Origin of the sequence: Paraburkholderia sp. CI3, from assembly GCF_050436505.1 — a bacterium.
Taxonomy (GTDB): domain Bacteria; phylum Pseudomonadota; class Gammaproteobacteria; order Burkholderiales; family Burkholderiaceae; genus Paraburkholderia; species Paraburkholderia tuberum.
Window position 1 is genome coordinate 1,104,036 of record NZ_JBNDMI010000002.1, and the last position, 12,361, is coordinate 1,116,396.

The 12,361-nt window shown below is 61.9% G+C and carries 9 protein-coding genes and 5 pseudogenes; 8 read left to right on the forward strand and 6 right to left on the reverse strand.

From position 1 onward, the window contains the following. Positions 1 to 359 precede the first annotated feature (359 nt). From OKW29_RS07980 to OKW29_RS07990, 3 genes are all read right to left on the reverse strand, one after another. A complete protein-coding gene (locus tag OKW29_RS07980) occupies positions 360 to 1,370 on the reverse strand; it encodes a methyltransferase (RefSeq protein ID WP_429290604.1) in 1,011 nt (336 codons plus the stop codon). A gap of 642 nt (positions 1,371 to 2,012) precedes the next feature. Then, positions 2,013 to 2,720 carry a pirin family protein gene (locus OKW29_RS07985; protein WP_429290605.1) on the reverse strand — a complete coding sequence of 236 codons (708 nt, stop codon included), beginning with the start codon at positions 2,718 to 2,720 and terminating at the stop codon, positions 2,013 to 2,015. A gap of 85 nt (positions 2,721 to 2,805) precedes the next feature. Then, positions 2,806 to 3,570 (reverse strand): SDR family NAD(P)-dependent oxidoreductase, encoded by a 765-nt coding sequence (locus OKW29_RS07990; protein ID WP_184040555.1) that lies wholly within the window; start codon positions 3,568 to 3,570, stop codon positions 2,806 to 2,808. 139 nt (positions 3,571 to 3,709) lie between these two features. Here OKW29_RS07990 and OKW29_RS07995 point away from each other — a divergent pair, with 139 nt between their 5' ends. The 3 genes from OKW29_RS07995 (at position 3,710) to OKW29_RS08005 (ending at position 5,665) form a co-directional block, all read left to right on the forward strand. After that, positions 3,710 to 4,627: a LysR family transcriptional regulator gene (locus tag OKW29_RS07995; protein WP_429290606.1), complete on the forward strand. Its 918-nt coding sequence runs from the start codon at positions 3,710 to 3,712 to the stop codon at positions 4,625 to 4,627. 162 nt (positions 4,628 to 4,789) lie between these two features. After that, a complete protein-coding gene (locus OKW29_RS08000; RefSeq protein WP_429290607.1) occupies positions 4,790 to 5,224 on the forward strand; it encodes a hypothetical protein in 435 nt (144 codons plus the stop codon). Between the two features lie 147 nt (positions 5,225 to 5,371). Further along, entirely contained in the window at positions 5,372 to 5,665 is a 294-nt protein-coding gene (locus OKW29_RS08005; RefSeq protein WP_429290760.1) for an SRPBCC family protein, read from the forward strand. A 48-nt stretch (positions 5,666 to 5,713) separates the two neighbouring features. On the opposite strand, the pseudogene OKW29_RS08010 reads toward OKW29_RS08005, so the two are convergent. Further along, positions 5,714 to 5,881: pseudogene (locus OKW29_RS08010) on the reverse strand (IS701 family transposase); the annotation flags it as partial. Positions 5,882 to 6,625: 744 nt separating this feature from the next. Between OKW29_RS08010 and OKW29_RS08015 the strand changes: the two are divergent. From OKW29_RS08015 to OKW29_RS08035, 5 genes and pseudogenes are all read left to right on the forward strand, one after another. Further along, positions 6,626 to 7,015: pseudogene (locus OKW29_RS08015) on the forward strand (heterodisulfide reductase-related iron-sulfur binding cluster); the annotation flags it as partial. Positions 7,016 to 7,291: 276 nt separating this feature from the next. Then, the gene (locus OKW29_RS08020) at positions 7,292 to 8,689 is read left to right on the forward strand and encodes a cytochrome ubiquinol oxidase subunit I (protein ID WP_184074107.1); all 1,398 of its coding nucleotides are present in this window, start codon (positions 7,292 to 7,294) and stop codon (positions 8,687 to 8,689) included. Positions 8,690 to 8,724: 35 nt separating this feature from the next. Continuing rightward, positions 8,725 to 9,723 (forward strand): cytochrome d ubiquinol oxidase subunit II, encoded by a 999-nt coding sequence (cydB, locus tag OKW29_RS08025; RefSeq protein ID WP_184074106.1) that lies wholly within the window; start codon positions 8,725 to 8,727, stop codon positions 9,721 to 9,723. A 323-nt stretch (positions 9,724 to 10,046) separates the two neighbouring features. Beyond that, a pseudogene (locus OKW29_RS08030) lies at positions 10,047 to 10,437 on the forward strand (thiamine pyrophosphate-binding protein); the annotation flags it as partial. Between the two features lie 401 nt (positions 10,438 to 10,838). Beyond that, positions 10,839 to 11,099 (forward strand): annotated as a pseudogene (locus OKW29_RS08035) (IS6 family transposase); the annotation flags it as partial. Between the two features lie 216 nt (positions 11,100 to 11,315). Here the strand turns inward: OKW29_RS08035 and OKW29_RS08040 are convergent. Continuing rightward, positions 11,316 to 12,020 (reverse strand): LysR substrate-binding domain-containing protein, encoded by a 705-nt coding sequence (locus OKW29_RS08040; RefSeq protein WP_429290761.1) that lies wholly within the window; start codon positions 12,018 to 12,020, stop codon positions 11,316 to 11,318. Between the two features lie 36 nt (positions 12,021 to 12,056). Continuing rightward, positions 12,057 to 12,230 (reverse strand): annotated as a pseudogene (locus tag OKW29_RS08045) (LysR family transcriptional regulator); the annotation flags it as partial. Between the last annotated feature and the right edge of the window lie 131 nt (positions 12,231 to 12,361).

Here is a 12,361-nt window from a genome sequence, read left to right on the forward strand (position 1 = left end):
TGCCCGATCGGAAACCGACCATATGCCGAGATGCAGACGCGAATGACCGCACTTGGCATTGCCACGCTCATGGGCACCGATCTACGCGGCTGAGTTGAAGGGGCCGCATCCGGTCTCAGGATACGCGGCACGAACCGACGCGCATCGATCATGCGAGTGCCGTTAACTGACCCTGGATAGACCAGAGTGATTGGTCCGGTGAGCAGTTGTACCCGGATCGCCGGGACAGAGGTCCGCCGGACCGATCCCACAGATGGCGATGATCACCGTCTCCGGTTCTCCTCGGCGCACGGCGACGTTTGTCCAAATTCGATGACTGCGCGAATTGACCAGCCTGCGAGTTACGTTCGCGGCTGACGCTATTTTGTCGCGACGACGATCGAAGTGGGCCCGTCGAGCGGGTGATGGCCGGCTTCGACGAAGCCCGCTTCACGCATCCAGCCGATGCAGTCGGCGGCGGTGTAATCGAAACCGCCCGACGTCTCGATCAGCATGTTGAGACTCATTAGCAGGCCGAAGGCATTGTGCCGCCGGTCGTCATCGATGATCGCGTCATAGGCGATCAGGCGGCCGCCCTTGGGCAACGCCTCATAGGCCTTGGCTAACAGCAGCTTCTTTTGGTCGAGGTCCCAATCGTGCAGGATATGGCCCATGACCAGGACATCGGCTTCGGGCAGCGGCTGCTCGAAGAAGCTGCCGGCTTCGAAACGGACCCGGTCTGCGAGGCCCTTGCCGGCGACATATTGCTCGAACACCGGCCGGACCGGCGGCAGATCGAAGCCGGTCGCGGCAAGATGTGGATGGGCGGCCGCCACGACGCAGGTCAGCCCGCCCTCAGCGCAACCGATATCGGCAAAGCTCCCGACCTCCGCCCAGGGAAAGGTACCTGCCAGCGCTTGCGCAGCAGGTAGGCTGACCCCGGTCATCGCGCCGAGGAAGCCGCGCAACCTGGTCGGATCGCCATAGAGTGTGCTGAAGAAGTCCGGCGCGGCGTCCTTGGCATCGCCTTGCGGCAGGCCGGTCCTGAGCGCTTCGGTCAGGCTGCCCCAGGAGGAATAGAGACGCGCATTGGCCATTTCCAGGACCCCGCCGATATAGCTCGGCTTGTTTCTGTCCAGGAAGTGGTCGGTCGCCAGCGTGTTGGCATAGCGCCCATCCTGTCGGTCGAGCAGATCGAGGGCGACCAGCGCATCGAGGAAGTCCCGGGCACTGCGCGGATGCAGCCCGAGCCGGGCGGAGAGCGCTTTGAGACCCTGCGGCCCTTCGGCCAGGGTCGTGAAGGCGCCGAGTTCGACGGCGCTGAGCAGCGCCTTCGAGCTCCAGAAACCCATGCCGATCTGCATGATGAGGGCGGGTGAGATTTTGGTCATACAGTCTGCTCCTTCAGATTGTGTCGAATTCGAACCCGTGCGGTGACAAACAGTACGGTGGCATTGCTCGCGGGCTCGCCAAGTGCATCGGAGTGATGAACTGCGTCCAGATGATCCCGCAGACTGGGGTATCGGATCATCGATTCGTATCGTTGCGCATATCTCCTGTCGCGAGACACGATCGAATGCAGTGCGGCTCGCAAGTTGCCGCATGCACACAAAAACACCCGGCGTGTGCTCTCTATTCCACGCCGCATCCGCCTATGGAAAAGCCCGGTCGTACTGGAGAACCCTTGTGACCGATTTCCGGCAGATCTTGCCCAATGCGCCGGTCACTATATCGATTGCACAGGCCTTGCGCGAAGGCGGCTAACCGACGCAACGACGACATCCGAATGCCTGGCCAACGCCTCGGGTGAATGGCGGTTCATGGCCGAATCCGATCCGATAGCTGAATTGAGAATCGCTTGCCGGCGCGCAGCGGATGATCGTCGCAAGTCGACCCATCTCCGCCATAGGCAACGTCAGTATCAACGTCTGCAGTTCACCCCAAAACAGCCACCTAACTCTCACAGGCGCGGTTTCTCGAAGTCGGAAACAGCAATGAATGGGGTTGCGGCACGCCCTAATGGAGCCCTTGTCCTAGCGTAAGAGCTCGACAATCACGACATCAGTGTCGTCTCGCGCCCTCAGCATGAGCCGCGTTTCATCGCGAATGGCAATGCCATCGCGTCGCGCCAGCCTGATCGGCCCTACGTCCAGTCGCCCATGATCCGCAACCAGATAAGCCGAACCGGGCATCGGCAAAACTTGCTGCATCGCCGTGCCTTCGCGCAGCGTCGCGATACGCACACGTGCGTCGGCGTGAATGGGCAACGCGCCGGCGCGGACATCCTCCGGATCGCCGCTCGCCAGCGTAACGAATCGGCCCTCGCGACATCCGGGCGAACAGACTCGCGTCGCGCAGCGCGGTGTACTGGCAGGTGTGTGCGGACGGAGCCAGATCTGGAACTGCCGCGCGGGTATATTTTCCTCGTTGCGCTCGGCGTGATGGATCGCTGCGCCGGCACTCATCACATGGACGGAATCGGCGACCAGACGCGCGCGATTGCCCGTGTCGTCTTCGTAAGTGATGGCGCCCGAACGCACCCACGTGACGATCTCGACGTCGCGGTGAGCATGCGGGCCGAGGCCCGAGTGCGGCGCGAATTCAACGTCGTTCCACATATAGAGTGGATCGAGCGGCGCATGGTCGGCGTGCCCGGAGTCGCCCGCGCGGAAATGCTGGCGGACATCAACGCAGCCGCGGCGGATTGCGCCAAGCGCAAGAAAAGGCCGATGTTCCATCATGATGGCGCTCGATTCGAGGGGCGCCGGGCGTGGGTCGCGATCGTCGAAGACCGCATCCACCGCACCCCGCGCGCCCGAGCCACGCTCAGATTTGCTGCTGGCCGCCGTCGACGAACAATTCGATGCCGTTCACGAAGCTCGCGTCGTCCGAGGCCAGGAACAGCGCCGCGCTGGCGATCTCGCCGGGTTCGCCGAGGCGCCCCATCGGGATCTGGGCAGCCAGGTAATCGGCGAGACCCTGGCGCTGGGCAGCATCGTCACCGGCGAGATCGAGCAGGCCGGGCGTGCGAGTCGCGCCCGGGCTGATCGTGTTCACGCGGATGCGGCGCTCCTTGAGGTCGAGAATCCAGCTGCGTGCAAAGGCACGCACCGCCGCCTTCGAAGCCGAATACACGCTGAACGCCGCGGTGCCTGCGCTACCCGCCGTCGAGCCGGTGAGAATCACCGATGCGCCCTCGGCGAGCAGCGGCAGCGCCTTTTGCACCGTGAACAGCACGCCCTTCACGTTTCGGTCGAAGGTGTCGTCGTAGTGCGCTTCGGTGATGCTGCCAAGCGGCAGCATCGAACCGCCGCCGGCGTTCACGAACAGCACATCGAGGCGCCCCTGTTCTTCCTTGATTTGCGCATACAGCGCGTCAAGTTCACCGAGCTTTGTGGAGTCCGAACGTACGCCGGTCGCCTTGCCACCGGCTTCGCGAATGCCCTTCACGGCGTCATCGAGTTCAGCCTGACGGCGGCCCGTGAGATAGACGTGCGCACCTTCGGCCGCGAAGCGTTGGGCGGTGGCAAGACCGATGCCGCTGGTTGCGCCGGTGACGAGTGCGATCTTGTTGTCGAGTTTGCGTGCCATGGTATTGCTCCTTTCGTTGGATCGGTGAGGGTTGCGTTGGTGTTGCGTGCTGCGATGTGAGGAGAATATCGACGGCCCGATCTTTTCGAAATAGAATTAATCGCAAACAAACGTTGCATAATTGAAAAGATGAGGGGAAATGGCTCAACTACCTGATTTCGAGGGGCTCGCGATGTTCGCGAAGGTGGCCGAGCACGGGTCGTTTGCGGCTGCCGCGCGCGCGACGGGGGTGTCGGTCGCCACGGTCTCGCGTGGTGTCGCCCGCCTGGAGGAGCGGTTGGGCGCACGGCTTTTCAACCGCACGTCGCGCCAGCTCTCGCTCACCGAGTTCGGCCGGACAATCAGCGAGAAAGCCGGCGAGATCTATCGCCAGGCCGAGGAGGCGGAAAGCTCGGCGCGCGAAATGTCGGTGCAGCCGCGCGGGCAGGTGCGTCTGGCCGTGCCGATGTCGTACGGGCTGCGTTGGGTTGCGCCGCTGCTGCCGGGCTTCTTTCGCGCGTATCCGGAGGTGTCAATCGACCTGCATCTATCGGATGCGTCGGTCGATCTGGTCGCCGATGGGTTCGACGCCGCGCTGCGTATCGCCGCGCTTCCGGATTCATCTCTGGTCGCGCGGCGGCTGTGCGCGGTCACGCAATTCGTGGTGGCGTCGCCGGAATATCTGAGGCGTGAAGGACGGCCCACGCATCCGCGCGAGTTGGCGGATCGCCCCTGTCTCTCGTACGCGTACCGCGCGCGTAGCGCTGTATGGCGCTTCACGAACGACGCAGGTGAGGAGGAGCCGGTGATGCCGACGGGCCCGCTGCGCGTGACGAACTCCGATGCGCTGTTGCCCACGCTGCTCGACGGCCTTGCGATCGCCGAACTGCCTGAATTCATCGTGGGCGAATATCTGGCCGATGGCCGCCTCGAAGCGATCCTCACCGACTGGTCGCTGACGAAGGGCGGTCTTTACTTCGTCACGCCGTCGGCGCGCGCGCGGCCCGCGAAAGTCGCGGCGCTGTCGGATTACTTTGCCGAGCACCTTTCCGAGCCAACATGGCGATGGCCGAAATGATGCATCGGCGCAGTGGATCAGCCAGCGTCCATCATTGCATTCATGCAATGATGGATTTCAAACGATTCCATTTCGCAAATATTGTCCGATCCGTATTCTCCTTTCCACCGGCTGCACGACATCACATCGCAAGCCATTCAACCAAACGAAAGGAGAATCACGATGAACACGCAAGCCACACCGAACACGCCCGATACCGCGACTGTTGCCTTCCTCGACGCGCTGAACAGCGCCACCGGCCCGGCAATTGAGACGCTCACGCCCGCCGAAGCGCGCGAAGTCCTGGCAGGTGCCCAGCGCAGCGCGCCGGTTGACGTCTCGGGCATCGACGTCACGCGCCGCACGATCGAGCAGGACGGCCTGGTCGTGTCGCTTGTCGTGGTCAAGCCGCAGGATTCGCGCGGTGTGCTGCCCGTGTTCATGTTCTTCCACAGCGGTGGCTGGATTCTCGGCGACTACCCGTTCTCGCCCACGATGGCGAGACTGAGCAGCTGGCACTGCCGGAAGTCGGTGAATTCCGTGTCGAGGAAATACCGGTTGTTCCAGCCGGCCGGCGGCTCGGGTTCAGCCGGCAGTGGCCACCGCATTGCGCCGTGAAAGTGTGTATCCGTCATGTCCGTTACTTCGTCATTTTGCCGTCGGCTCGCCCCGTGTCATCCAACGCGCCCCCCCGGGGCTGATCCGGGTTTGTCGCCGTCTTCCCTGCGCGCGGCTAACCCGGCCCGCACCTCCGGCACCGGCACCATGCGGTATTCGCGCGCGCCGCGGATCCGCCGCAGCGGCCCGGCGAGCACCGTCACGGGTGTGGGAAACCGGATCGGGACGGCCCCGGTCACCGAAGGCCCTTTCAAGAAGTTCACGGGCTACTGGAACTTCATTCCTCTGCGCGAGGACGCCTGCAAGATCGAATTCGCGCTGCACTATGAATTCTCCAACATCATCCTGGAGAAGCTGATCGGGCCGGTGTTGAGCCACATCGCGAACACGTTCGTCGAATCATTCGTCAAGCGCGCGAGCGAACGCTATAGCAAGGGCTAGAATGGAAAAGACCTCTCGCCTGGACGGATTCATCGACGTCGAGGTCTGCTACCCACGGCCTCGACAGGAGAGCCTCATTGGTCCCGCCCGATCCGGAGGACTGGAGTTTTTTTGCGCCGCCGGGCGCTCAGCAACGAGAAAGCCATAAGCTGCCATGCGCAGCGTCGCGTGGTGATGAAAGCCGCGCCAGCTGCGCCCCTCGAAACGCCCCAGGCCACTCAGGAAGTACCTGGTCGGTTCACGTTCCCGCTTTTCGCCCTGCGTCGGAATGCGCACCTGCTTCTCGGTCGACAGGTCATAGAACAGCGCAACGATGAAGGTTGCCAGCTTGATGCGGTGCTTTTCGATCGCGAGCGACTTCGAGACCGTCACGCGCTTCTCGTCTTCCAGCGCCTGCTGAAGCCGGCGCAGCATCATCGTCTTGCCGCTGCCGATGACGCCGCACACCGCGATCAGCCGCCCTTCGAAGATCGCACCCTTGATGTCCTTTATCAGTTGCTGGTGGTGCGTGGTCTCGAAGTAGCCGGCCTGAATTCAGCGGTACCGTCGGCCGTAATGCTGCATCACTTCAACTCGCATGCTCTTCTCCTGACTTCCTGTGCCGGAAATAGTCTCGAACGCGCGCCAGTACGATCCGTCGGACCAGCGTGTCGGCCAGCACCTGGTCGATGAAGGCCCGATCCGGTGGCGGCAGTTTCGCGAGCGGTCGCCACATAGCCAACTAAAAAAAGTGCCATCCGGCCGGGGAGCTTCGATCGGCTCCATGGCAATGCCCTCTCGCCGCATAGTGGCTTGGGATGGCCCGGCCTCCGCCAAGTAAACTGGCCCCGAAAAAAGTGGAAACGACAAGTCGGCGCGTGAACTAGACTCAACTGGCCACAACGTCAAGAAGCCGCGTGGCCAATTGAGGTTAGACGAAAACGGTCATCTGCCTATCTGGTCCTCAATTGAGGGTTAACCATGAAGGTGGCTCTATTCATCCCGTCCTTCATCGACGCAATCTTTCACGAAGTTCGCGTAGCGACGCTCGAACGGCTCGGCTGCGAGGTTGCGTATCCACTCGACCAGACCTGTTGCGGACAACCGATGGGTAATAGCGGCTGCGAGCGGGACGCCGCGGCAACCGAAGCACTGTTCGTCAAGAACTTAGCGGACTTCGACTACATCGTCGCGCCCAGCGGCAGTTGCGTGCATCATGTGCGCCACCATCTGACCGCGATCGACCAGACGGCCGAGGTCAAGAAAGTGCGTAGCAATACGTTCGAGCTGGTCGAATTCCTGCACGACGTGTTGAAGGTCGACGCCTTCCCGTGGGCCGAATTTCCGCACAAGGTCGGCCTGCACAACAGCTCCGGCAGACATTCAGGGCGTACTGATACGCGGTGCGCAAGGTATACGCTCGCTGACCTTGTACCAATGGCCCGCAGCGTGCAAGCGGCTCGATCCAGCTAGTGATGCTTGCCCTGACGCGAAGTGAGCGGATGCGCCGGCCGTTTGACACGCTCGGGTGTTGCTCGCCGATATCGGCAGCGCCACCCCACGCGCAGAAAGTCCAGCGACCGGGATGCAGCGTCATGACGTCGCTACATCGAGCCTGAGCGCTGTAAATTGCCTGGAGCGGTTGCCATGAACCCGAGCGCATTGGATCTGTCGAGAATACAGTTCGCTTTCACCGTATCGTTCCACATTATTTTTCCGGCGCTAAGCATCGGCCTCGCGAGCTTTCTGGCCGTTCTGGAAGGCGCGTGGATCCGTACGCGCAAGCAGCACTACAAGGACCTTTGCGTCTACTGGGCCAAGATCTTCGCGGTCGGGTTCGGCATGGGCGTGGTGTCCGGTGTTGTCATGGCCTATCAGTTCGGAACGAACTGGGCCGGCTTCGCGCAGTTTGCCGGCCCTGTAACGGGCCCGCTACTGACTTACGAAGTCATGACGGCATTTTTCCTCGAAGCGGGCTTTCTCGGGATCATGCTGTTCGGCTGGGACAAGGTAGGTCGTAATGCGCATTTCGGCGCAACGCTGATGGTCGCCATCGGCACGCTGATCTCGACGTTCTGGATTCTTGCGTCCAACAGTTGGATGCAGACGCCACAGGGCATCACGGTGGAAGGCGGCCATGTTGTTCCAGTCGACTGGTTCAAGGTCATCTTCAACCCATCGTTCCCGTTCAGACTTGCCCATATGGCGATCGCGGCATTCATCGTCGGCGCCCTTGTGGTCGCCGGGACCGGCGCATGGCATCTGCTGAAGGGCCGACGCGATCCCGCCGTCAAGACCATGTTCTCGATGGCGCTGTGGCTGTTGCTGTTCCTCACGCCGATCCAGGCCTTGGTCGGTGACCAGCACGGGTTGAACACGCGCAAATATCAGCCGGCCAAGATCGCGGCCATCGAAGGGCTATGGGAAACCGAGAAGGGCGGGACCGCGTTGAACCTGGTCGGCTTTCCTGACATGAATGCAGAGGTGACTCGCTACGCTGTTCAGATCCCCCACCTTGGCAGTCTGATCCTGACTCACAGCTGGAGCGGCGAAATTCGTGGTCTCAAGGAATTCCCCAAGGAAGACAGGCCCGATTCGTCGATCATCTTCTGGACTTTCCGCCTGATGGCGGGACTCGGCATGTTGATGATCCTGCTGGCGCTCGTCGGCGCGCTGCTGCGGCGCGGGGGGCGGCTATTCGAGAGCAGGTGGTATCAGCGCTTCGTGCTGGTGATGGGGCCGACAGGTTTCATATCGCTGGTTGCGGGATGGATCACGACCGAAGTCGGGCGCCAGCCGTGGGTCGTGTACGGCGTGCTTCGAACTGCCGACGCCGTTTCGCCGGTTACGTCGCAGGGGGTCGGAGTCTCGCTGATGGCATTTGTCATCGTCTACAGCGTGGTGTTCGGAACCGGCATCTACTATATCCTGCGGCTCCTTCGGATGGGGCCTGAGGAGCCCGAGGAGGTGGACGCGCCGCGCAAGGCGGTGGTGCGGCCCGATGCCGACCACACGGGACGCAGGCCCTTGGCCGCGGCCGAGTAGCCGCGCGATCTTTCACGGGACGACAGGAGCCGAAAATGGGCGTCACACTTGCTTGGGCTGCGATCATCGCATTCGGGCTGTTCATGTATGTCGTGCTCGACGGGTTCGATCTCGGGATCGGTCTGATCTTCCCGTTCTTTCCCGATGACGCAGAGCGCGACATGATGATGCACGCGATCGCGCCTGTCTGGGACGGTAACGAAACCTGGCTCGTGCTGGGCGGGGCGGCGCTGTATGCGGCCTTTCCGGTTGTCTATTCGATCGCACTGTCCGCACTTTACTTGCCGATCGTCACCATGCTGGTATGCCTGATCTTTCGGGGCGTATCCTTCGAAATTCGCGGCAAGGCGACTCGCACGAAGAATCTCTGGAGCCTGGCGTTCTTTGCCGGGTCCGCGGGCGCATCGTTTTTTCAGGGCGTCATTCTCGGTACGTATTTGCGCGGCATACCGATCGCCAACCATACCTTTTCCGGCGACGCGTTTTTCTGGTTTCAGCCCTTCAACCTGATGTGCGGCCTGGGCCTGATGTCGATGTACGCCTTGCTGGGCGCATGCTGGCTCGTCATCAAGACGGAGGGGGATTTGCAAAAGCGGATGCATGAGCTCGCCTGGCCGCTGACGCTCGTGCTGCTGGTCTTTATGATCGCCGTATCCGTCTGGACGCCGCTGGCGGACGCGCAGATCGCGAAACGCTGGTTCGACCCGGGGCTGTTCCCCCAGTTGGTGCCGGTGCCGTTTCTGGTTGCGATCGTCGCATTGTTCATGTTTCGCGCAGTCAGACGCCGCATGCATATTGCGCCGTTCATCCTCGCGCTGGCTCTCATTCTGCTGGGCTACATAGGTTTGCTGGTGAGCATTTGGCCTTACGCGATTCCCTACTCGCTCACCCTCGCTGATGCGGCGGCGCCCCGGTCGAGTCAGGTGTTCACGCTGGTAGGCGCCCTTGTGATCCTGCCGATCATCATTGCGTATACGACCGCGGGCTATTGGGTCTTCAGGGGAAAGCTCGCCCGCGGCGCCGAGTACCACTAGGAGCGCGCGATGCGGAACGAGAGCGTGGGCCATGCACCGGGAGCATCTCCGGAGCACGGCGGCGATACGAAACTTAGGCGCGTCTTCTGGTTCATCGTGCTGTGGTGTCTCGGTGTGGCGGGTGCCGGGCTACTCGCCCTTCCTTTCGAAATATTGATGCGTGTCGGCATGCACTGAGTCGCACGGCCGGCGACAAGTCCGCGAGCCGCACGACCGGAATGAATTTTACCCCCGACGAGCCGCTGACCGGCTTCTCGCAGGTCCGGTCTGGCCGCATCCTGACTGGGAACGTGTCGGGACTTTTACTCGTTTAGGAGCGCAACATGGCCAAGCAGACGATCGCTGAGTATCTTGCAAAGACACTGGCAGCCGCAGGTGTCGAGCGAATCTGGGGCGTGACGGGCGACAGCTTGAACGGACTGGCATCGAGCCTGGACCAGGTTGGTTCCATCCGCTGGATGCACACCCGTCACGAGGAAGTCGCCGCGTTCGCGGCAGGCGCCGACGCGGCATCGACCGGGCAACTTGCGGCGCACATTCCGTCAACGGAAATCGGGCTCGGCTACTTCCAGGAAACCCATCCTCAGGAGCTCTTCAGGGAATGCAGCTATTTCGCCGAGTTGGTAACGAATGGGCCGCAGTTTCCGTGCGTGCTCGCGCGCGACGCGCACAGCTATTGAGGAGCGCGGTGTCGCCGTCATCGTGTTGCCGGGACTGTCGAAGCCGCAAACCGTTATGATCGGGAATCTGCATGACCAGAGTCGCGCGGCCTTTACCACAACCAGCTTATCGGTCTAGCGTCCACCGGAGCAGGAATGAGCCGGAGGTCAAGAAACCAGGCGGGATCAGCGCGTTTTCGTCGAATGTCTCTTCACACTTGCGCAGCGGACTGCGCATTTCGCCCGCCTATTGGTGGATGTAGATCGGCGGCGAGTATGGCGACATTCGAATGTCGCGCGGTTGCCCCGACTGCGACAATCCGCTCATGACACCGCCAGACCCACCCCCTGCGCCGTTCATCACCACCACCTTTGCTTCAGCGGCCCGACTGTCTGGCTCTGTCGCAACAAGGCGTTGAGGTAAAATTCGGCGGACGGAAATTGCTGACGACCACGATGGCCAAGACGACGAAGACGCCGCGCAAGACGTTGCTCCCTGGCATCGCCAAGGTGCTGAAGCGACTGCACTATCCACTGGATGTGATGCTATTGTGCGTGCGGTGGTACGTGGCATACTCGCTGAGCCTGCGAAACCTTGAGGAAATGATGGCAGAACGCGGTGTCGAGGTGGACCATTCGACGGTACACCGCTGGGTCATCAAGCTCGTGCCGTTATTCGAAAAAGCGTTTCGCCAGCACAGGCGACCGGTCGGCAAGAGCCGACCAGCTCTCCGCCGAACAGGTTCTTGAGCCCAGCCAAGTACAGCCAGCCCTCGTCGGTTGCGATGGAGACGAGCGCCAGATTTTGCAAGAAAAGGACGATTACCCCCGGAGGACGACTTCGCTCTGGCCGACAGTTGAGCGACCGGGCAACCGATTCCACTGAAACGAGCTTGCGAACGTTCCCAATAATTGCACTGATACAGTGGAGTGTCAGGTCGCCACTGCGGGTAATTTGAGCAAGTCCAGAAAAGCACGGGCGACGGGCACGAGCGGTTCTGCGGCGCTGCCCTTGAAAACAGCCGCGAGTTCCCAGCAAGGCTCCTCGGCTTCGCGCAGAGTCGCCGTGGCGACCGGCGCGCCACGCGTGTCGCGCACCCTGGCGGAGGCGACAGATTCCGGCACTATCGTTATCGCAAGCCCCTGCGCCGCCAATTCAAGCAACATCGGCATGTCGTTGACCTCGAAGCTGATTTGGCGCTGCAGCCCCGCGGCGGCAAAGCTTCGATCGACGAGCCGTCGCACGCTCCATTCTGGGCGCAGATCGGCGAACGTTTCTTCGCAAAGATCCGCGAGCTTTAGCCCATTAGCCCCCGCCAGTCGATGATGCGTCGCGCAGACGACGACCATTCCCTCACACGCGAACATTTGCGATCCGAGACCGTCCGGTGGCGAATCCGAGGGCTGGGTAAAAGCGAGGTCAAGACGTCCTTCCCGCACCTCGTCGATCAACGCGCGCGAGCCATCGAGCGTCAGGTGGATATCGATCCCGCCGAACGCGGCCCGAAACCGCCCCAAGGTAGCAGGCAGATCGACATAAGGCGCGAGACCGTGAATGGCGCCAATGCTGAGCCGGCCGCGTGCGAGCCCGTGAACTTGCGTCACGGCGTGGCGCGCGTCGCGCGCGGCCGCGAGCACCCGCTGCGCTTGCGCGAATAGCACTTCGCCCGCAGGGGTGAAGTCGACTCGCCGCGTGCTGCGGATGAACAATGGTCCGCCCAGTTCGTCCTCGAGTAAGCGGATCGATGCGGACAAGCCGGACTGAACGAGGTGAAGTCGCCGCGCCGCGCGCGTGAAATGCCGCTCTTCGGCGACCGCTACGAAATGTTCCAGCTGCTTCAAGTCCACGTTAGCACCCTTCTCACCACAGACGATTAATCACGAAAACCGCACAATTGGATCATATCTTTCTATTGGAATGTTAAGTCGATCTTCGATATTGTCAAATGCCCCGGAGCGTCAGAGGACCACCGGGCACG